This is a genomic window from Myxococcus sp. CA056 (assembly GCF_013336715.1).
Classification (GTDB): Bacteria; Myxococcota; Myxococcia; order Myxococcales; family Myxococcaceae; genus Myxococcus; species Myxococcus llanfairpwllgwyngyllgogerychwyrndrobwllllantysiliogogogochensis.
Genome location: NZ_JABUMT010000014.1, coordinates 118,432 through 138,905, shown reverse-complemented (window position 1 = coordinate 138,905; position 20,474 = coordinate 118,432). Strand labels below are relative to the sequence as shown.

The following is a 20,474-nucleotide window of genomic DNA, read 5'->3' as shown; positions in this document are numbered from 1 at the left end:
GCCAGGGCACTCGCAGTGTTCAGCGCGCCTGCCGGGCTTGTGTGGCAGGCGCTTCCAACGAGTCGAGGAACGCGAGGATGCGGAGGGCACACCCCTCCGGGTCCTCCAGCGGAAAGAGGTGCCCGCCGGGAAACTCCTCGAGCCGGGCCCCTGGCACCACTCGCCGGGCACGCGCGAAGGCCGACTCCGCGAGCGTGCGGGTGTCACGCCCCCGCACGATGAGGGTGGGCACCGCGATGGAGCGCAGCGCCCGCCACATGCCCACGGGCGTCGTCTCGAAGACGCGGGCCTCCCAGGCACGGGGGATGGTCAGCCGGAACCCGCCTTCGGGTGCCTCGGTGAGTCCGTGCGTGAGGTAGTCCTGGAAGCACTCCGGGTCGAAGCTCTGGAACAGGGGCTTCTTGCGGTAGCTCGCGGCGGCCTCCTCGCGAGAGTTCCAGTGCTCCCGCCGACGCCACGCGAAGCTCGCGGGAGGCACACGACTGCGCTGGCCCAGCAGCGTCAGCACGTCGAGCGCCAGCTTGCGCATCCCCGAGAACAACACGGGGTCCAGCGTGACGATGGCGCGGAAGAGGCCGGGGTCCTTCACGGACGCGAGCAGCGTCGCCACGCCGCCCATGCTGTGCCCCACGCCGACGACACCTTCCAGCCCGGCGGCGCGCAGGGCCTGCGCCAGCTCGTCCGCCATGTCGTTCCAGGTCCGCATGGACAGCGGGTCCGAGCCCGGCACGAGGCAACGGCTCCGCACCGAGACGACGTGGTAGCGCGTCTTCAGGCGCTCGATGAGCTTGCGGTAGGTGCCCGGCGGAAAGCCGTTGGCGTGCGCCAGGTGCAGCACGGGGCCGGTGCCGCCCCAGTCATCCAGTTGAAGGGCCTTGCTCATGGCCCTGTCCGGATACCGCGAACCGCGCCCGCTGTCTCGCGCCCCGGACACGTGGACCGGGTGCGAGGCACTCACAGCGGGGGCCGCCAGCCGTCCCGGAGTGGCCGGAGCCCCCAAGATGCGTCCCCCGTTCAGGAGCCGGTGATGGTCAGGACCGTCGGTCCCACCGTGGCGGTGACGCCCTCCTCCGTGAAACATCCCAGCACCTGGGTCTGAGTGAGCACGAAGGTAATGAGCACGCTGGCCCCCTGGAACCGTCCGCCCACCACCGTCCCCGAATAGGTCGCCACCACCTCGCCCAAGGGCCTGACGGTGATGACGACGCTCGTGTCCAGGTTGCTGACCGAGCCGTCACTCCAGTTGAGCTGCGAGTCAAGCCGGTTCGTGCCGCTCACGCAGCTCAACATGCCGGTGCCCTCCGCCACGAATGAGGCCGAGAGGAGTGACAACGGAACCCCGACACACGGACCGAACGTCCCGTCCCCTGTCGCGGTGATCACCCGGGGCGCGTTCGTCATGCCCGGTGAGTATTGGGCCTGGACGATGCCGGGGCAGGTCAGCAGCACCGGCTCCGCGCTCGCGGGCGCCGCGAAGAGGGCCAGGGTCGCGATGAAGGCGGAGAAAAGCGGGGCGCGGCGAGAACGCAAGACAAGCGGCATGGGAAGGCTCCTCGTCCGCCTTGGACTCTCCCGCGGACGCTCACCTCTTAGCGGTTCGCTTCACCCGCTCCCATTGCACCCTCGTCCCAAGGGACACGCTCTCACTCCCCCATGCATTCCCTTGCATGAACAGGGATTGAGTACACCCTCCATCGCCAATGGATTGAATCAGCGCCACCACGGATGGGCCCGCACGCGGGCCCCAAAGATGCGTCCCCTGTTCAGGAGCCGGTGATGGTCAGGACCGTCGGTCCCACCGTGGCGGTGACTCCCTCCTCCGTGAAACATCCCAGCACCTGGGTCTGAGCGAGCACGAACGTGATGAGCACGCTGGCCCCCTGGAACCGTCCGCCCACCACCGTCCCCGAATAGGTCGCCACCACCTCGCCCAAGGGCCTGACGGTGATGAGGATGCTCGTGTCCAGGTGGCTGACCGAACCGTCGCTCCAGTTGAGCTGCGCGCCAAGCTGGTTCGAGCCCCCCACGCAGCTCAACGTGCCCATGCCCCCCGCCACGAATGAGGTCGAGAGGAGTGACAACGGAACCCCGACGCACGGGCCGAACGTCCCGCTCGCCGTCGAGGTGATCATCCGGGGCGTGTTCGTCATGCCCGGTGAGTATTGGGCCTGGACGATGCCGGGGCAGGTCAGCAGCACCGGCTCCGCGCTCGCGGGCGCCGCGAACAGCGCCAGGGTCGCGACGAAGGACGAGAACAGCGGAGCGAGGCGAGAATGCGAGAAAGGCCGCATGGCGAGACTCCTCGTCCGCCTTGGACTCTCCCGCGGACGCTCACCTCTTAGCGGTTCGCTTCACCCGCTCCCATTGCACCCTCGTCCCAAGGGACGCGCTCTCACTCGCACATGCATTCCCGTGCATGAGCAGGAATTGAGCGCCCATCCCCTCACACGAGGATTGAATCAACGCCACTGCGGATGGGCCAGCACGCGGGCCTCGACGTCGGGCGTCAACGTCGCGCCATGGGGCGCCCTGGACGACGAGCGCGTCCAGCGCTCCAGCCACCGCGTACCCAGCGGCGATGCCAGCGCTTCGCGCCGCGTGGAGGCCACCGTCGTCTCACCCTTGGTCCCCGTGGACGCACCCGCCCCCACGAAGAAGCCGGCCAGTAGCAGCGTCACCCGCGTGGGCGTCGCCGCGCTGTAGGTCAACAGCAGCGCGCCCTCGCCATCCTCACGGCAGTGCCGGCGCACCCGCGCGAGCACGCCCTCGGTCCACATGTCCGGGTTCGACGCGGGAGAGAACGGATCGAAATACACCAGGTCCGCCACGGGCAGCGCCCCGTCCAGGAACGGCACCGCGTCTCCCAGGTGCAGCCGCCAGCGCAGGCCGTCCTCCTCCCACACGCCGTCACGCATCAGCGCCTCCGCCGCCTGACGAAACGGTTGGAGGAACGGGAAGCCCGCGGCGTCCGCCAGCGCCAGCCGCAGCGGCGCCAGGTCCACCTCGAAGCTGATGACCTCCAGCGTCCGCCGCCGAGCGACCCCCAACTCCCGCGCGCACGTCAGCGCGGCCACCGCGTTGGTGGCGGCCCCCAGGCCCACGTCGTGGATGACGAGCGGCGGGCCCTCCTGGGAGAGCCGCTCCCCCAGCCGGGGCTGCTCCACGTAGAGGCCCAGGGCCTCCTTCCACGGGCCCACCGAGGGGTGCATCACCTCGCCATGGCCCAGGTGCCGCACCGCGCGCGAGCCGTTGCGCAGCGTGACGAGCTCGAAGTCCCCGTCGCGCGGGTTGGCCTCGTCGCTCATCCGACTTCCTTCAGCGTCACCTCGTTCGCGCTCGCCCCTTCCTTCAGGTCCTTGGGCGTGGCGATGGCCACCTTCAGCTCGCGCGCCACCTGCTCGTAGGTGCCGGAGAGAATCCCCGCGCGGATGCGGGCCATCAGCTTCTGGTAGTGCCGCACGTTGTGCACCGACAGGAAGCGCGAGCCCAGGTGGTGCTTGCCGCGCATCAGGTGATGCAGATACCCGCGCGTGTAGCGCTTGCACACGTAGCAGTCGCACTCGGCGTCGAGCGGCTCGTCCGCCAGCCGGAACACGTTGCGGGTGATGCGCACCAGTCCCTGGAAGGTGTACGCGTAGCCCTGCTGCGCCATCTTCGTGGGGATGATGCAGTCGAACATGTCCACGCCGCGCAGCACCGCCTCGATGAGGTCCGTCGGCGTACCCACGCCCATCAGGTAGCGAGGCTTGTCCGCCGGCAGCGACGCGGTGGTGCGCAACGTCATCGACTCGCGCTCCGCCTTCGTCTCCCCCACCGCCAGCCCGCCAATGGCGAAGCCGTCGAAGGGCAGCTTCGTCAGGAACTCCGCGCTCTCGTCGCGCAGGTTCGGGAAGACGCCGCCCTGGACGATGCCGAACATCGCCTGTCCAGTGTCCACCTTGGCCTTCGCCGCCAGGCTGCGCACCGCCCACCGGTGCGTGCGCTCCATCGCCTCGCGCGTGCCCGCCTCGTCCGTGCGCGAGTCGATGCACACGTCCAGCACCATCATGATTTCGGAGTTGATGGACTGCTGCATGGCGATGCTCGACTCGGGGCTGAGCAGTTGCCGGCTGTTGTCGTAGAAGCTGCGGAAGTGCGCGCCCTTCTCCGTGATGAGCCGGTCCTCCGGCAGGGAGAAGATTTGAAAACCACCCGAGTCGGTGAGCACGCCCCCATCCCACTGCATGAAGGAATGGATGCCGCCAAAGCGCTGGAAGACCTCCGCGCCGGGCCGGAGCATCAGGTGGTACGTGTTCGCCAGCAGGATGCTGGCCCCCGTCTCCTTCACCTCCTCCATGCCCAGATGCCGGAAGGCGGCATGGGTCGCCACCGGCATGAACATGGGCGTGCTGAAGGAGCCGCGCCGGGTGTGAAGCACTCCGGCGCGGGCGCCGGTGGGGTCGGTGGTGAGGAGTTCGAAGCGGACGGCCATGGGCGGGGCCTTATACCCGTCATCCCCGCCCCATGGTCCACCCCTGTCGCCCGTCCCCCCGCCTGCCAGCCGGACGGGGACTCAAGACCCCGCCATTTCAGGGCATTTTTCGTCGCCTGCCGGGCGTTTCATGAGGTCACCGCGAGACGGATGGGTCGCGATTCCACGCAGCCTTGGCCGCTCCGCGTCAATTCCGCTACAACGCGCCCGCCATGTTCAACGTCATCAACGTCTCCAAGGCCTACGGGCCCAAGAAGCTTTTCGAGGAGGTCAACGTCACCTTCTCTCCGGGCCGCCGCTACGGCCTGACCGGCCCCAACGGTGCGGGCAAGTCCACGTTCATGAAGATCCTCGCCGGAGACGAGGAAGCCGACATGGGCAACATCGTCCGGCCGCGCAAGCTGGGCATCCTCCGCCAGGACCACTTCCGCTACGAGGAGGAACGCGTCCTCGACGTCGTGCTCATGGGCAACCTGCCCCTGTGGGCGGCCATGTCGGAGAAGAACAAGCTGTTGGCCAAGTCGGACATCACCGACGAGGACGGCAACCGGCTGGGCGAGCTGGAGGGCGTCATCGCCGAGGAGGATGGCTACTCGGCGGAGAGCGACGCGGCCACGCTGCTGGCGGGCCTGGGAATCGAAGAGGCCTTCCATGAGGGCCCCATGCGGCAGCTGACCGGCGGCCTCAAGCTGCGCGTGTTGCTCGCCCAGGCGCTGTTCGGCAAGCCCGAGGGGCTGCTGCTCGACGAGCCCACGAACAACCTCGATATCGACTCCATCCGCTGGCTGGAGAACTTCCTGCACGAGTACGAGGGCGTGCTCATCACCATCAGCCACGACCGGCACTTCCTCAACTCCATCTGCACGCACATCGCGGACATCGATTACGAGGCCATCATCCAGTACAACGGTGGCTACGACGACATGGTGCGGCAGAAGTCCCAGCTGCGCACCCGCGTGGAGTCCGAGACCGAGGAGAAGAAGAAGAAGATCGCCCAGCTCCAGGACTTCGTGGCGCGATTCCACGCCGGCACCCGCGCCTCGCAGGTGCAGAGCCGCATCAAGCAGATCGACAAGCTGAAGTCGGACGACCTCAAGCGCTCCAACATCGCGCGGCCGTTCATCCGCTTCGACCAGAAGGTCGTCAGCGGCAAGCAGACGCTCATGGTGGAGGGCATCAGCAAGTCCTTCGACGGCGTGCCCGTCATCCGCCCCTTCAACGCGCTGGTGTGCAAGGGCGAGCGCGTCTGTGTCATCGGCCGCAACGGCGTGGGCAAGTCCACCCTGGTGAGGATGCTCGCCGGGCAGCTCGAGCCGGACACCGGCAAGATTGGCTGGGGCCACCAGGCCTCCGTCGGCTACCTGCCGCAGGACCACCACGGCGTCGTGCGCAAGGGCACCACCTGCTTCGGCTGGCTGCGCGACTTGCACGACAAGCTCACCAACGAAGAGATTTCCGGCGTGCTCGGCCGGATGCTCTTCTCCGGCGAGGAGCGGATGAAGAACACCGACACCCTCTCCGGTGGTGAGACGGTGCGCCTGCTGCTGTCCAAGCTGATGATCATGCAGGACAACGTCCTCGTGCTCGACGAGCCCACCAACCACCTGGACCTGGAGTCCATCTCCGCGCTCGCCGAGGGCCTCCAGAAGTACGAGGGCACCGTCATCGTCGTGACGCATGACCAGGAGCTCATCTCCGAGGTCGCCACGCGCATCTGGTCGCTCGAGGCGGGCCGCGAGGTGCTCGACTTCAACGGCCCTTACGCGGAGTTCCGCGAGAAGCACGCGGCCGTCGCGGCCCAGCGCCGCTGACGTGAAGGGCCCGCCTGTCGCTCAGCCCGTCTTCTCCGGCGGGTTGAGCGCGAGGAAGCGGGCGTTGAGGTCCGCGGACATCTGGGCCACGGTGGTGCCTTCCAGGCTCTGCTTCAGCGCGGCCTCCGCGCGGCCGAAGACGCCTTCCAGGTAGTCGGCCACGCAGGGGCCAATGGCGCAGTCCGGAGCGGGCCCCACCGGGTGCCTGCCGAACAGCTCCGCGCCCTCCTCCACCGACTCGTAGATGTCCCGAAGGGTGATGTCCTCGGGGCGCCGGGCCAGCGTCACGCCTCCGCGAACGCCCCGCTTCGTCTCCACCAGCCCTGAGCGAGCCAGGTCTCCCAAGAGCCGCCGCACCACGACGGGGTTCGTCTGGATGCTGCGCGCCATCGCCTCGGACGTCAGCGGACCGGCCGCGTCACCGGAGCACTTCGCGAGCATCGCGACGATGTGCGCCGCCATGGTGAATCGGCTGTTCACTCACCCTCCGGGCTGGAATGGAGACTCCGATGGTTACCTATCGCCCGCCCTGACGGCGTGCAACCCGGCATTCCCCGACTGCCGGGCCGCTCGTCCGCTGGGAGCCCCGGGACTCAGGGATTCACGAGTCCAAAGCTACCCGTCCCCACGGCCCAGTCTCCGGCCGCGTGGGTGTCTCCAGCGGTGACACGGCGCAGGGTCGTCTGCTTTCCAGCCGACGCGAAGGCCGGCGCCCAGGCGACGGTGATGTCCCAGGCGGAAGGGGCGGAAGAGTACGTGCAGGGGGCACCGCCACACGTCGCGGGTATCCACTGGCCCAGGGACTGGAGCAGCGCGAGGTCCGTCAGGAAGCCAGCGAAGGCGTTGGTCCCAATGGAGACCGCGAGGCCGTCCTGCGTGGCGCCGAAGGGGTCCAGCACGCGCAGCACCCGGTTGCCCGGGAGGAGGCTGAAGGTGGCGCCGCTGTGAAAGTCCCACGCGGTGTCATGCGTCGCGGGATACAGCGCCCGGCGATGCTCCATGGGCCCGCTCAGCTCCGAGCGGGGCCCCGCCTCGCCCACGGGGTCCGGGTTGAGGTGCATGACGAGGACGTCGCCGGCCTGCACTTCCACGTCGGGGAACGTCGCGAGCGGCTCGGAGCCCCCGTCCTGCATCAGGGTCATGCCCGTCACCGGTCCGGACTGGAGCACGACCAACTCCACCAGGTCGCGGTTGAACGACATGTTGGGAGCAACCTCCGTGATTCGCAGCCGCGCGGGCGTCGCGAACCCCCGGAAGGAGGCGGTGTTGTTCGGCGCCTGCACGCCGTCCCCCTTGAGGTCCCGCAGCGTCGCGGCGACCTGGACGCTGTAGCTGCCTCGCGGAGTCTGCGGCGGCGTGGTGACGACCACTTCCTTGGGCGACTGCAGCGTCGCGCCGGTGACGGAGAGCCCGGGGATGGTGATTTGCGCACCGCTGCCCAGGAGGCTGCCCGCATCCAGCCGCCGGTCGAAGCGCACCAGGACGGTCGTCGAGGAGAGCGCGAACGCCCCGAGGACCTTCGGGGGCGGACACGTCTGCGCGGTGAGCTGCTCGGGAACCCAGAGGGAAGGCTGCGTCGACGCGGAGACCGTCCCGAAACGCCACAGCGGAGAGGTGAGCGAGACGTCGCAGCCCTGCACCAGCTCCAGCGAGTCGTTCACCGTCGCCACCATGCGCAGCCGGAGCTGGGCGGCGCTGGACGAGTTCGCGGGGACGCCCACCGTCGTCAGGGGCGCCTGGAGGTGGTCCGTGCCCGAGGCGGAGAAGGGGCCACTGATGACGCCGCGCAGGGAGATGAGCTCGGACTCGAAGTTTTCCAGAGCCATGGGCAGGTCGATGGCGCTCACATCCTGCGCCAGCGTCTGCACGGGGAAGTCCCTGGCGAACACGGTGTAGCTGCTGGGGTCGATGGTCGCGCGGCGCAGGCCGTTGCCGGTGCGCACATTGAGCACGCGGACGCCCACCCAGTCTCCCGCCACCGGAGGAGGCGAAACCGCGGAGGGGTTCAACTCCACGAACAGGGCCGGTCCCTCGCGCGTCGCCTGAAGGAAGATGCCCGGGCCGTCATTCGTCAGGTTGCCCACCCCGGGCTTGACGAAGGTGATGATGGCGCCGTCAATGGGCAGTCTCTGCACGTTGCCATCCGCCGCGGCACGCACGGTGGCGATCTGCTGCGACGCGACAGTGGCCACGTCGGGCAATGTGTAGATCTCCTGCCGCCCCAGCTCCTCGTTCCCGACGTTGTCCACCGACTTGAAGTTCACGGTGGTGTTGCGCGCGAGCACGAAGGGCGCGGTGTACAACGGCGAGCTGCTCGAGACCGCCGTGCCGTCCAGCGTGTAGCGCGTCTCGCCGCACCCCGCGGGTGCATCCGTGCAGGTGAGCCGCACGGTGACGGGGCCGTTGAACGTACCTCCAGGCGGCTCGGCCTGCGTGAGCGGGGCCGACACGTCGAAGGTGTAGACCTGGAGGCGGGACGCTTCCAGGTTGCCGGCGACATCCCTCGACACGAAGCGCAGGCGCGTGTTGGCGGAGAGCGTGAGGGGTGCGGTGTACGGAGTTCCCGTCGTCGGCGTCGGCTCGCTGTCGTCCAGCGTGTACCAGGTCCCCGCGCAGCCGCTGCCCGCGCCGTCGCCGCACGCCAGCGTCACCGTCCGCTGGGTCCGGAACACGCCCCCCTCGGGCTGTGCCACGGTGGTGGGCGCCGTCGGGTCCACCAGGATGGAATAGGTCTCCGTCACCGAGGGACTGACGTTTCCCACGTTGTCCACCGCGAGGAAGCGCAGCGTCGTCGTCGCCGAGAGCGCCAGCGGCTCCGTGTAGCGCGGTGAGGTGGTGCCCGGCGCGGTGCCGTTCGTCGTGTAGTGCAGCGCGGAGCAGCCGGAGCCCCCCGTGTCCTCGCAGCGCAGCGTCACGGATTGCGCCGAGAAATAGGCGCCACCCCGAGGCGTCGCGGAGGCGGTGGGCGGCACGGTGTCGATGACGTACGTCTCGATGCCCAGCTCGCCAAGGTTTCCCACCACATCCACGGCGACGAACACCACCGTGGTGGTGTTGGTGAGCTGAAGAGGGCCGCCGTACGCCGGGGAGTCCATCGTCGGCGTCCTGCCATCCAGCGTGTAGTGGATGCGAGCACAGCCGGAGCCCCCCGCGTCATTGCACGCGAGCGCGACCTGTGTCGGGCCGGCGAACAGTCCCCCCCGAGGCGTGGCGACGGAGTCCGGCCCGGTCATGTCGGCGGTATACAGCGCGGCTCCCGGCGCGGAGGCGTTGCCTGCGCGGTCCAGGGCGATGAAGCGCAGCCGTGCCCCGGCCAGCAACGTGAGCGGCGTCGTATAGAGTCGCGAGGTCTCCAAGGGGATGGCGCCGTCCAGCGTGTAGTGGATTCGGGCGCAGCCGGAGCCCGTGCCGTCGTCACACGTCAGCGTGACGACGAGCGGAACGCCATAAATCCCCGAGCCCGGCGACATGGTGACCTTCGGAGGGTCCACGTCCACCACGAACTCCGCCGAGCGCGCACTCTCGCTGTTGCCCGCCCGGTCCACGGAGAAGAAGCGCAGCGTGGCGCTGGCCTCCACCATGACGAAGTCCGAGTAGCGGATGGACCGCGTCGTCGGAGCACTGCCATCCAACGTGTAGTACGTGGCCTCGCAGCCGGAGCCCGTCCCGTCAGCACAGGTGAGCGTCACCGTGCGCGGGCTGTTGAAGAGGCCCCCCGCTGGAGAGGCCACGGTGGTGGGCGCGACGGTGTCCGTGGGCCCGGGGGGCGTGGGGACGGGATCCGAGCCTCCTCCGCCGCACGCGCTCGTCAGCACCAACGTGCAGAGCACTCCCCACAGAGAACGAGAGAAGAACGACACAAACCGAGGCATCGCGAATCCATGGCATGCGCGTCCACTCCCCGCGAACGGGGAGGAACGGATATCGGGGCTGTCGGGGGAGGGAACGGCGCCGTGTGCCATCCGTGGATGGCACGCACCACCGCCTGATAGCGGAGCCTCGCGGAAGTTTCAAATTCCGGCGGCCCTCCGCGAAGGAGTCCTTCGGTTGGGGCTCAGGGATTCACGAGTCCAAAGGTCCCCGTGCCCACGGCCCAGTCCGAGGCGCTATTGCTGTCTACGGAAGTGACACGGCCCAGGGTGATCTGCTTCCCCGTCGACACGAAGGCCGACGACCAGCTGACGGAGACGCTCCAGGCGGTGGGGAGCGTGGAGTACGTGCAGGGGACACCGCCACAGTTCGTGGGTGACCACTGGCCCTGACCCTGGAGCGTTTGGAGTTCGCCCAGGAAACCGGCGCTGGTGTTGCTTTGAACCGTGACGGCGAGGCCATCCTGGACGGCCCCCTGGGCGTCCCGCACACGCAGCACCCGGTTGCCCGTGGGGAGGCTGACGGTGGCGCCGCTGTGGAAGTCCCACGCGGAGTCATGGTTCGCGGGAAACGCCGCCTGCGGAAACTCCGTGCGCCCGAGCGTCTCTGATTGCGGCCCCGCATCCTCCTGCACGAGGTCTGGATTGAGGTGCATGACGATGACGTCGCCGGCCTGCACTTCCACCTCGGGGAACGTCGCCAGCGGCGCGGGGCCCCCGTCCAGCAACAGCGTCATGCCCCCCACCGAGCCGGACTGCAGCACGCGCAGCTCCACGAGGTCGCGGCCGCCCGTCATGTTGGGCGCGACTTCGGTGATGCGCAGGCGCGCGGAGATCGAGAAGCCTTGGAAGAAACCGCTGTTTGTCGGGGCCTGCACGCCGACGCCCCTCCTGTCCCTCAGCGTCGAGGCGACCTTGAGGTCATAGCCTTGGCGGGGAGTCTGCGGCGCCGTGGTGAGGACCACCTCCGTGGGTGACTGGAGCGTCGCGCCCGTGACGGCGAGCCCGCCAAGGGCGGTGATGGAGAACTGGGCACCGCTCCCCAGGAGACTGCCCGCATCCAGCCGCCGGTCGAACCGCACCAGGACACTCGTCGCGCTCAGGGCCTTCGTCTCGATGACAGCCGGGGACGGGCACGTCTGCGAGGTGAGCTGCTCGGGGACCCAGAGGGAGGGCTGCGTCGACGCCGAGGCGGACACGTAGTGCCACAGGGGTGAAGTGAGAGAGACCGTGCAACCAGGAGTCAGCTCCACCGTGTCGTTCACCGTCGCCACCATGCGCAGACGGAACTGGGCCGCGCTGGAGGAGCCCACGGGGATGGCCGACGTCGTCAAGGGCGCCTGGAGATGGCCCGTGCCGGAGGGAGTGAAGGCGCCGTTGATGACACCTTGCAGCGAGATGAGCTCGGAGTCGAACATGTCCCGCACGAGGGGCAGATCGACGGAACTCACCTCCTGGGCCAGCGTCGCCACGGGGAAGTTCTTGGCGAGCACGGCGTAGCTGCTGGTGTCGATGCTCGCGCGGCGCAGGCCGTTCACGGTGCGCAGGTGATTCACCCGGACACTCACCCAGTCACCCGCCACTGGAGGCGGGACGAGTCCGGCGGGGTTCACCGACACGAAGATGGCCGGCCCCTCCTGCTTCGCCTGGAGGAAGATGCCCGGGCCATCACTCGTGGGGTCGCCCACGCCCGGCTTGACGAAGGTGACGATGGCTCCATTGATGGGCAGCATGGGCTGGGCGCCGTCCGCCGCGCCACGCAGCCAATCGATCTGCGACGAGGCGTTGTTGGCCACATCGGGCAACGTGTAGATCTCCTGCCGCCCCGGTTCCTCGTTCCCGACGTTGTCCACCGACTTGAAGTTCACGGTGGTGTTCCGCCCGAGGACGATGGGCGCGGTGTACAGCGGCGAGCTGCTCGAGACCGCCGTGCCGTCCAGGGTGTAGCGCGTCTCACGGCAGCCCGCGGGCGCATCCGTGCACGTGAGCCGCACGGTGACGGGGCCGTTGAACGTGCCTCCGGGAGGCTCGGCCTGCGTGAGCGGGGCCGTCACGTCGAAGGTGTAGACCTGGAGGCGGGACGCTTCCAGGGTGCCCACCGAATCCCTCGACACGAAGCGAAGGCGCGTGGTGGAGGACAGCGAGATGGGGCCGGTATACGGAGTTCCCGTCGTCGGCGTCGGCTCGCTGTCGTCCAGCGTGTACCAGGTCCCCGCACAGGCGAGGCCCGCGCCGTCGGTGCACACGAGCGTCACCGTCTGCGGGGTCCGGAAGAGGCCGCCCTCGGGCTGAGCCACGGTGGTCGGGGCCAGCATGATGGAATAGGTCTCCGTCACCGTGGCACCGAGGTTTCCGGCACCGTCCACCGCGAGGAAGCGCAGCGTCGTCGACGACGAGAGTGCCAGGGGCTGCGCGTAGCGCGCGGAGGCGGTCGTGGGAGAGGTGCCATCCGTCGTGAAGTGCAGCGCGGAGCAGCCGGAGCCCCCCGTGTCGTCACAGCTCAGCGTCACGGACTGCGCCGAGGAGTAGGTGCCACCCCGAGGCGTCGCGGACGCGGTGGGCGGCACGGTATCGATGACGTACGCCTCCGAGACCGTGGCTCCGAGGTTTCCAGCGCCGTCCACGGCGAGGAAGCGCAGCGTCGTCGACGACGAGAGCGCCAGGGGTTGCACGTAGCGCGCGGAGGCGGTCGTGGGAGAGGAACCATCCGTCGTGAAGTGCAGCGCGGAGCAGCCGGAGCCCCCGGTGTCCTCGCAGCTCAGCGTCACGGACTGCGCCGAGGAGTAGGTGCCACCCCGAGGCGTCGCGGACGCGGTGGGCGGCACGGTATCGATGACGTACGCCTCCGAGACCACGGGGCCAAGGTTCCCAGCACTGTCCACCGCGAGGAAGCGCAGCGTCGTCGACGACGAGAGCGCCAGGGGTTGCCCATAGCGCGCGGAGGCGGTCGTGGGAGAGGTTCCATCCGTCGTGAAGTGCAGCGCGGAGCAGCCGGAGCCCCCCGTGTCGTCACAGCTCAGTGTCACGGACCGCGCCGAGGAGTAGGAGCCACCCCGAGGCGTCGCGGACGCGGTGGGCGGCACGGTATCGATGACGTACGCCTCCGAGACCACCGGTCCAAGGTTCCCAGCACCGTCCACCGCGAGGAAGCGCAGCGTCGTCGACGACGAGAGCGCCAGGGGTTGCCCATAGCGCGCGGAGACGGTCGTGGGAGAGGTGCCATCCGTCGTGAAGTGCAGCGCAACGCAGCCGGCGCCCCCGGTGTCCTCGCAGCTCAGCGTCACGGACTGCGCCGAGGAGTAGGTGCCACCCCGAGGCGTCGCGGACGCGGTGGGCGGCGCGGTATCGATGACATACGTCTCGATGACCAGGTCCCCGCGGTTCCCCTCCGTGTCCATGGAGAAGAAGCGCACCGTGGTGGTGGTGGTGAGTTGGAGCGGGCCTGCGTACACGGGGGAATCCAGCGTCGGCGCCGTGCCATCCAACGTGTAGCGGGTGCTTGCACAGCCGGAACCGCCCGAGTCATCACACGTGAGCGCCACCTGCGTCGGACCGGCGAACACCCCACCCCGAGGGGTGGCGGCGGAGGCAGGCCCGCCCTTGTCGAACGAGTAGAGCTCCGTGCCCTCCCGCGACGCGTTGCCTGCGCGGTCCATGGCGATGAAGCGCAGCCGCGCGCCGGCAATCAACGTGAGCGGGGCCGAGTAGAGGGGAGACGTCTCCGAAGGGACAGCGCCGTCCAGCGTGTAGTGGATGCGAGAGCAGCCGGAGCCCGTGCCGTCATCACACGTCAGCGTCACGATGAGCGGAGCATCGTGGGTACCCGAACCCGGAGACGCGGAGACCACCGGAGGGTCCACGTCCACCACGAACTCCGCCGAGCGCGCGCTCTCGCTATTGCCAGAATGGTCCACGGAGAAGAAGCGCAGCGTGGCGCTGGCCTCCACCATGACGAAGGCCGAGTAGCGGATGGACCGCGTCGTCGGAGCGCTGCCGTCCAGCGTGTAGTACGTGGCCTCGCAGCCGGAGCCCGTCCCGTCATCACAGGTGAGCGTCACCGTGCGAGGGCTGTTGAAGAGTCCCCCCGCCGGAGAGGCCACGGTGGTGGGCGCGACGGTGTCCGTAGACCCGGGCGGCGTCGGCCCGGGGCCCGACCCCGCGTCGCCACATGCACTCGTGAGAACCCCCAGGCAGAGCAATGCCGACAAGGGGCGGATGAGGAACAACACAGTCCGAGACATCAAATATCCATGGCATGCGCGTCCACGCCCCGCTGAGCGGGGGGAACGGATAACGGGGCTGTCGGAGGGGGCGACGGCGACGTGCGACGCCTGAGAGTGACACACCCAGCCGACACATGGCTGAGCCCTGGGAAATATTCAAACCGAGGACGGCCTCCGTGAGCGTCCGTTCCTGGGACTCAAGGACTCGCGACGCCGAGGATTCTGATGTCAGCCGCCTCGTCGTCGGCCGAGTCAATGTTCCCGGCGGAGACTCGCCCCGGGGAAGGGCGGCTCCTCCCCAGCACCCTCCAGGGGCGCGGGAGCCAGGGCCCGGGAGCAGACCTGCGAGTTCAATGCGTCGAGGCTCAGCGACCGGTGTTTCGCCGCAGGAAGAAGACGCCCAGGCCCAGGCCCGCGGCCCACTTCGCGGCGGCGGCCAACGGCGTCTGCTGGAGCTTCGGGGGCGCGTCGCTGGCGAAGCCCTGGCCCGTCGCCGGGTCCACCGCGGGACGGAAGTCCCGAGCGCCAGGGATGTCCGCCCCGCCCTGCTCCAGCTCCGACTTGGTCGCCAGCACGGCCTTGCCCTGCCCCGGCACGTGCTGTCCCGGCGCCTTCCCCTCCGGCGAGCGCTGTTCGAGGATGGAGTTGATCTCCGCGCCCAGCAGCACCACCTGCGAGGACAACCACATCCACAGCAGGAGCACGATGACGCCACCGATGGCGCCGTAGTTCACGTCGTACTTGCCGAAGTTGGCCACGTACTTGGAGAAGGCCCACGACGCCGCCACCCAGATGAGCACGCCCACCACGGAGCCCGGGGTGATGAAGCGGAACTTCTGTTTCGCGTTGGGCAGGACGTAATAGAGCACCGCCCACAGGAACATCATCAGCAGGCCCGCCACGGGCAGCCGCAGCCACAGCGCCACCGTGGACGCGGGGTCCGGCAGCTTGCTGGCCAGCGCGGGCGTCGCCACGGCCGCCAGCGCCGCGAAGATGGCCACCGCCGCCGCCACCAGCGTCGTCGTCACCGCGATGAGCCGAAGCTTCCAGACCGGCCGCGTTTCCTCGACGCCGTAGGCCGTGTTCAGTGCGTCCATCAACGCGACGATGCCCCCGGAGGCCGCCCAGATGGCGCCCACACCACCCACCGTCAAGAGCCCCACCGGGTTGCTGTCCGCCAGCGACTGGATGCGCTGCCCCAGGATGGTCGTCACCTCCTTGGGCGCCACCTTCCCCAATTCCTGGATGAGCACCTGGGCCTGGTTGGGGTCGATGATGACGCCCGCCAGCGACACGAGGAACAGGAGGAAGGGGAACAGCGCCAGGATGGCGCGGAACGTCAAGGCCCCCGCGACGTCGCTGACATCGTCGCGTTTCCACTCGTCCTTCAGGATCTTGAAGAACTCCCACCACCCCATGCCCTTGCCTGGCAAGACCATCTCGCCCCCTCATCCATGTAAGTCCTGGGGAAGATGGCCATACGGACCCTCGGTGGCGCCCCTGCCCCAATGGGCAGCCTCCCTGGCCGCTCCACCCTCGGGGGGCCGTCTTCCTGAAAAACATTTCATCCGGTAAAAAACACCCGGCGCCCGTTTTCCGCCCTACCCGGGCAGACGGGACCTCACCGCCTCAGCCCGCCCCGAGGACGCAATGTTCGTCGCCTCTCTCCTGAGTGTCAGCCTGGCGCTGGTCGCCAGCGCGACACCCGGCGCTTCACCGGAAGCCCGCGCCGAGGCCCCGGCCCACACCCTCTGGCTCATCCAGCCCATGTATCCAGGGCAGGACGCCCTGGTGAAGCGGACCGAGGAAGGCATCACCGGCCTGCTGCCGGGGGACGTGAAGCCTCGACAGGTCGTCGGCGTGGGGGCGCTGGCCTCGCACCTCCAGGGCCGGGAAGGAGACCTGGGCTGTCTGGCCGGCGGCGCCCGGTGTCGGGAGCCCCTGGGGACCTATCTGGCGTCGCTCGGCCTGGAGCGCGTGGTGCTGGTGCGGGTGGGCCAGGACGACGCCGGTTACCGCTTCCGCGCCGTCAGCGTGCGCTCGGAAAGCGGAGCACGCGCGGAGGCGGAGACAAGCAACCCCGCCTTCGAGAAGGCCCTGGCCGGCGTGCTGGTGAAGTTCCTGTCCCTCAACGCGCTGGTGGAAGCGGTGTCGGTGCCCGCGGGCGCCACGGTGTTCATCGACGGGGTGAAGATGGGCGTCACGCCCTACGCCACGGAGGTGCTGCCCGGCGAGCACACGTTCCGCTTCGAACTGGCCTCGCACCTGCCCAGGGAAGAGACGCGCGTGGTGGGCTCGCGCGAGCAGGTGAAGCTGCGGCCGGCCCTGGAGAAGGTGCCCGCGCGGCTGGTGGTGAAGGTCCTGCCGGAGGGCACGGAGATCTCCGTGGACGGCGCCGTGGTGGGCAAGGACGCGGTGGACCAGGGCATCCAACCCGGCTCACGCACCTTGCGACTGGCGCGCGAGGGCTACGAGCCGCAGGAAGTCCAGGCGGAGATTGCCCCGGGCGCGACGTACACGCTGGAGCGGGAGCTGAAGCCCACGTCGATGCAGGCCTTCAAGCTGGCCATGAAGCGGCGGCAGGAGGCCACCATGGCGCGGCAGAGCTACCTGGAGGCGGCCTACGAGTTCACCAGCCTCACGTCCGACACACTGACCGCGCAGCCGGTGAAGACGGAGGGCGGGCTGAGCGACGTGCGAGGCAACGGCGTGCGCGCTCCGGGCTCGCGTCGGCTGCGAGGGCTGGGCCTGGAGTACGGACGCTACGGCCAGTACTTCGGCGTCATGCTGGTGGGCGCCACCTGGTACTCCACCGGCGACGTCTGGACGATGGGCGTCAACGTCCCGCAGGACGTGCAGAACCCGAACGTGGCCGGGCTCACGCAGGTCGACACCAAGGTCCAGATGGTGTCGCTGCGAGCATTACAACCGCAACTGAGATACGTGTTGGGCCCGGTGTCCTTCGCCATCCAGGCGGGTCTCGATTTGCGCGGCGCGCTCGCGAAGGAGGAGGACGACGGCTCCGGCAACTCGCCCCGCTTCGAGGACGGCCTCTACGCGCTGGACCTGCACGCGTCCGGACAGGCCTCCGCGCGAGTCTTCGTGTACGAGGGGCTGTACGCCTCCGTGGCGTACCAGCGGGGCTTCTCGCTGCTGGGGAAGATCGCCGGGACGAGCAACTTCCGTGGAGGGGTGGGCTATGCGTTCTGAGTCGCGTCGACTGCTGCTGACGTGCGCGCTTTTGGTGTGGGGCACGGCCAGTGCCGCGCCGCTCGTGGGCCCCTCGGTGGGCAACGCCGACGCGCTCGTCGCCGAGGGCACCAAGCTCTACAACAAGCGCAAGTACGCGGAGGCCTCGCGCGTGTTCCTCCAGGCCACGCGCGCCAATCCCTCACTGCTGCCCGCCTACCTGGGCCTGGGCCGCGCGCGCATGGGGGCCAAGGAAACGGCGGGCGCGTGCGCCGCGTATCGCGCCTGGCTCAAGAGCGCCCCGGACATCCAGGAGCGTCCCAAGGCGAAGGGCGAGCTGGAGCTGTGCGAGCGCCAGCTCAAGGCCGCGCGCAAGAAGAAGAAGAAGGGCCCGGTGCCGGCGGACATGACAGCGCGGCACGTGGAGCTGAAGGCCGACTTCTTCGAGGCGCTGGAGGCCGGCACGCTCGCGGGCCCGGCGGGCGCGGGCGAGCAACTGCGCACCCTGGTGACCGCGGACTACCTGGGCGTGGACCTGGCGGAGATGGGCACGCGCCTGAGCACCGCGAGCCGAGCCTCCGCGGAGGACGTGCACCAGCGCGCGCTGAAGGGCGAGGCGCTGACGACGGAGCAACTGCGCACTGGGCGGGAGCTGCTGGACTGGGCGAAGGACTCGGGAGAAGCGGCGCCCCAGGCGCCCGCGCAGGGCCTGTTCCTGGAGGGGCTGGTTGCGCTCCAGGGCAATGACTCCAAGGGCGCCGAGGGACTGTTCGCGAAGGCGGCCTCGGCGGCGCCGGGCGTGACGGAGTACCGGGTGTGGCGCGCGGCGGCGCTCCAGCGCGCGGGGGACCTGAGAGGTGCCCTGGCGGTGATGGAGGCGGAGCTGCCGGAGGACCCTCGCACGGACCTGCTCCGCGCGGCGGTGGCGCAGCGCACGTCGAAGGAGGACGGCGCGCGCGAGCTGGAGCGCCTGCTCTTCCAGCGCTACGCCGCGCCCCCGTCACGCTGACGTCGCACCCACCTCGCGGTCAGGAAGGACTTGGATGGCCCTCTTCATCTGTCAGCGGTGCGAGACGGAGCACGACACCTGGGGCGGCGCCTGCCCGAGCTGTGGAAGCACCGAGCAGCTGAAGGTCGCGCCGCAGGTGGACCGGATGCTGGGCCGCACGGTGGCGGGCCGCTACCGCGTGCTCAAGCGGTTGGGCCAGGGCGGCATGGGCTCCGTGTACCTGGCGGAGCAGGTGGGCATTGGCCAGCAGGTCGCGATGAAGTTCCTCAACAGCGGCCTGTCGTTGGACCCGGACGTCGCGCGGCGCTTCCTCAACGAGGCGAAGAGCTACGCCCGCGTGGGGCACCCCAACGCGGTGACGTTGCACGACTTCGGCCAGGACGAGGAGGGCAGCCTCTACATCTCCATGGAGTACGTGGAGGGTGATGACCTCAAGCGCCTGCTCGCGAACGTGGGCCGGCTGAGCCTCCATGAAGCCGGGGACATCATCCTCCAGGTCGCGGACGTGCTGGCGTACGCGCACGCGCGCGGCGTGGTGCACCGGGACCTCAAGCCGGAGAACGTGATGGTCCGGCAAGGCATGCGCGGCTGGCACGTCAAGGTGCTGGACTTCGGCATCGCCCGCATCGCCGACGGGGCCACGCGCCTCACGGCGCAGGGCGCGGTGGCCGGCACGCCCCGGTACATGTCCCCCGAGCAGGCCATGGGCCAGGACGTGGACGCGCGCGCGGACATCTACGCGGTGGGCGTGGTGCTCTTCGAGCTGCTCACTGGCGTGCAGCCGTTCGACGGCACGAGCGTCGCGGACATCATGCAGAAGCAGGTGCATCAGCCCATTCCCCGGCTGGTGGACGTGGTGCCGGACCTGGACATGCCCGCGCTCGACGCGGTCATCCAGAAGGCCACCGCGAAGAAGCGCGTGGAGCGCTACATGACGATGGAGGCGTTCGCCGCGGACCTGAGCAACGCGCTGCCCACCATGTCCGGCCGGCCCGCCATCAGCGGCGTCAGCCCCGTGGTGAAGCCAGGCGCGGCCGAGGAGTCCTCGCCGGGCACCATGCTCTACGGCGACGGCACCGAGGACACGATGTTGCGCGGCGCCGCCGTGTCGACGCCGCCTCCCATCGACCCGGGCCTCTACAACACGGGCCGCGTGGCGCCCATCCAGCTCACGCAGCCCGCGCCGGGCATGCCCGAGCTTCCGCAACGCACGGCGCGCGACGGGTTCGACAAGACGGCGCACGCGGCCTCTCCCTATGCGCCGCCACCGAGCGGTCGCCCGGGCTGGGTGCTGGCCCTGAGCGTCGCGGGCGCGTTGCTCGCCGGTGGCTTCGGCGTGATTGCCCTGCGGGGCCCGCCTCCGGGTGACGGCCAGGGACCTCCGGGCCCCCATGGCATGGGAGACCTGGGGCACCCACCTCCCCATCCTCCGCCTCACGGTCCGCCTCCGCGTCCCCCGCCCCCCCGAGGTCCTCCGCCCGGCGAGGAAGCCCCCCCACCCCACGAGCCCGGCGCGGAGCATGCCCCGCCCCCCACCGAGGGTGTCGCGGCGGGAGCGGGCGATTCCGCCCTGGAGCGTCAGAAGGAGCGCGCGCTGGATCGACTCATCGATATCGGCGACGACTTCACGAACGGGGAGCTGGCCAAGGCCTCGGAGAAGTTCGCGCTGGCCAAGAGCATGGGCCTGGACTCTGTCGAGCCGAAGCTCGCGGAGCTGGGAGGCAAGATTGAAGACGTGACGAAGAGGCTGTCACGGGCCCGCGCGCGCGAGGAACAGGGCAACTGCGAGGAGGCCATCAAGCTCTACGGGGCCGTGTCACGGGACTATCCGCGGCTCGCCGATGCACAGCGTGGCATGGCGCGGTGCCGCCAGATGTTGCCACCGGACGTCTCCGAGTAGCG

The 20,474-nt window shown here is 69.4% G+C and carries 13 protein-coding genes; 4 read left to right on the top strand and 9 right to left on the bottom strand.

What is annotated here, in order from left to right; translation table 11 throughout:
* Positions 1-19 precede the first annotated feature (19 nt).
* From HUA76_RS36545 to tgt, 5 genes are all read right to left on the bottom strand, one after another.
* Entirely contained in the window at positions 20-883 is an 864-nt protein-coding gene (locus HUA76_RS36545) for an alpha/beta fold hydrolase (RefSeq protein ID WP_174463466.1), read from the bottom strand.
* 131 nt (positions 884-1,014) lie between these two features.
* Positions 1,015-1,542 carry a hypothetical protein gene (locus HUA76_RS36540; RefSeq protein WP_141643724.1) on the bottom strand — a complete coding sequence of 176 codons (528 nt, stop codon included), beginning with the start codon at positions 1,540-1,542 and terminating at the stop codon, positions 1,015-1,017.
* A gap of 221 nt (positions 1,543-1,763) precedes the next feature.
* Positions 1,764-2,291 carry a hypothetical protein gene (locus tag HUA76_RS36535; RefSeq protein WP_174463465.1) on the bottom strand — a complete coding sequence of 176 codons (528 nt, stop codon included), beginning with the start codon at positions 2,289-2,291 and terminating at the stop codon, positions 1,764-1,766.
* A 168-nt stretch (positions 2,292-2,459) separates the two neighbouring features.
* The gene (locus HUA76_RS36530) at positions 2,460-3,305 is read right to left on the bottom strand and encodes an MnmC family methyltransferase (RefSeq protein WP_174463464.1); all 846 of its coding nucleotides are present in this window, start codon (positions 3,303-3,305) and stop codon (positions 2,460-2,462) included.
* The gene (gene tgt, locus HUA76_RS36525) at positions 3,302-4,471 is read right to left on the bottom strand and encodes a tRNA guanosine(34) transglycosylase Tgt (RefSeq protein ID WP_174455814.1); all 1,170 of its coding nucleotides are present in this window, start codon (positions 4,469-4,471) and stop codon (positions 3,302-3,304) included. Before tgt ends, HUA76_RS36530 begins: the two co-directional genes overlap by 4 nt.
* 212 nt (positions 4,472-4,683) lie before the next feature.
* On the opposite strand from tgt, the gene HUA76_RS36520 reads away from it, so the two are divergent.
* Entirely contained in the window at positions 4,684-6,282 is a 1,599-nt protein-coding gene (locus tag HUA76_RS36520) for an ABC-F family ATP-binding cassette domain-containing protein (protein WP_141643735.1), read from the top strand.
* 21 nt (positions 6,283-6,303) lie between these two features.
* Here the strand turns inward: HUA76_RS36520 and HUA76_RS36515 are convergent, their stop codons facing one another.
* From HUA76_RS36515 to HUA76_RS36500, 4 genes are all read right to left on the bottom strand, one after another.
* Entirely contained in the window at positions 6,304-6,762 is a 459-nt protein-coding gene (locus HUA76_RS36515) for an Rrf2 family transcriptional regulator (protein WP_217440687.1), read from the bottom strand.
* Between the two features lie 113 nt (positions 6,763-6,875).
* Positions 6,876-10,154 (bottom strand): chitobiase/beta-hexosaminidase C-terminal domain-containing protein, encoded by a 3,279-nt coding sequence (locus HUA76_RS36510; RefSeq protein ID WP_254614714.1) that lies wholly within the window; start codon positions 10,152-10,154, stop codon positions 6,876-6,878.
* A 182-nt stretch (positions 10,155-10,336) separates the two neighbouring features.
* Positions 10,337-14,392, bottom strand: coding sequence for a chitobiase/beta-hexosaminidase C-terminal domain-containing protein (locus HUA76_RS36505; RefSeq protein WP_174463462.1), 4,056 nt, complete (start codon positions 14,390-14,392; stop codon positions 10,337-10,339).
* A gap of 347 nt (positions 14,393-14,739) precedes the next feature.
* Positions 14,740-15,813 carry a YihY/virulence factor BrkB family protein gene (locus HUA76_RS36500; RefSeq protein WP_174463461.1) on the bottom strand — a complete coding sequence of 358 codons (1,074 nt, stop codon included), beginning with the start codon at positions 15,811-15,813 and terminating at the stop codon, positions 14,740-14,742.
* Between the two features lie 211 nt (positions 15,814-16,024).
* Here HUA76_RS36500 and HUA76_RS36495 point away from each other — a divergent pair, with 211 nt between their 5' ends.
* From HUA76_RS36495 to HUA76_RS36485, 3 genes are read left to right on the top strand one after another with little or no spacing between them, the layout of a single operon-like run.
* Positions 16,025-17,584, top strand: coding sequence for a PEGA domain-containing protein (locus HUA76_RS36495; protein WP_141643732.1), 1,560 nt, complete (start codon positions 16,025-16,027; stop codon positions 17,582-17,584).
* A complete protein-coding gene (locus HUA76_RS36490) occupies positions 17,574-18,572 on the top strand; it encodes a tetratricopeptide repeat protein (protein ID WP_174463460.1) in 999 nt (332 codons plus the stop codon). The genes HUA76_RS36495 and HUA76_RS36490 overlap by 11 nt, the downstream gene beginning before the upstream one ends.
* Positions 18,573-18,606: 34 nt before the next feature.
* Entirely contained in the window at positions 18,607-20,472 is a 1,866-nt protein-coding gene (locus HUA76_RS36485; RefSeq protein WP_174463459.1) for a serine/threonine-protein kinase, read from the top strand.
* Positions 20,473-20,474: the final 2 nt, after the last annotated feature.

What these genes read in the sequence shown, in the direction of transcription:
- HUA76_RS36500 (WP_174463461.1), bottom strand. Translation starts at nt 15,813, where the DNA reads ATGGTCTTGCCAGGCAAGGGCATGGGGTGGTGGGAGTTCTTCAAGATC.
- HUA76_RS36490 (WP_174463460.1), top strand. Translation starts at nt 17,574, where the DNA reads ATGCGTTCTGAGTCGCGTCGACTGCTGCTGACGTGCGCGCTTTTGGTG.
- HUA76_RS36505 (WP_174463462.1), bottom strand. Translation starts at nt 14,392, where the DNA reads ATGTCTCGGACTGTGTTGTTCCTCATCCGCCCCTTGTCGGCATTGCTC.
- HUA76_RS36520 (WP_141643735.1), top strand. Translation starts at nt 4,684, where the DNA reads ATGTTCAACGTCATCAACGTCTCCAAGGCCTACGGGCCCAAGAAGCTT.
- HUA76_RS36535 (WP_174463465.1), bottom strand. Translation starts at nt 2,291, where the DNA reads ATGCGGCCTTTCTCGCATTCTCGCCTCGCTCCGCTGTTCTCGTCCTTC.
- HUA76_RS36485 (WP_174463459.1), top strand. Translation starts at nt 18,607, where the DNA reads ATGGCCCTCTTCATCTGTCAGCGGTGCGAGACGGAGCACGACACCTGG.
- HUA76_RS36530 (WP_174463464.1), bottom strand. Translation starts at nt 3,305, where the DNA reads ATGAGCGACGAGGCCAACCCGCGCGACGGGGACTTCGAGCTCGTCACG.
- HUA76_RS36540 (WP_141643724.1), bottom strand. Translation starts at nt 1,542, where the DNA reads ATGCCGCTTGTCTTGCGTTCTCGCCGCGCCCCGCTTTTCTCCGCCTTC.
- tgt (WP_174455814.1), bottom strand. Translation starts at nt 4,471, where the DNA reads ATGGCCGTCCGCTTCGAACTCCTCACCACCGACCCCACCGGCGCCCGC.
- HUA76_RS36510 (WP_254614714.1), bottom strand. Translation starts at nt 10,154, where the DNA reads ATGCCTCGGTTTGTGTCGTTCTTCTCTCGTTCTCTGTGGGGAGTGCTC.
- HUA76_RS36495 (WP_141643732.1), top strand. Translation starts at nt 16,025, where the DNA reads ATGTTCGTCGCCTCTCTCCTGAGTGTCAGCCTGGCGCTGGTCGCCAGC.
- HUA76_RS36545 (WP_174463466.1), bottom strand. Translation starts at nt 883, where the DNA reads ATGAGCAAGGCCCTTCAACTGGATGACTGGGGCGGCACCGGCCCCGTG.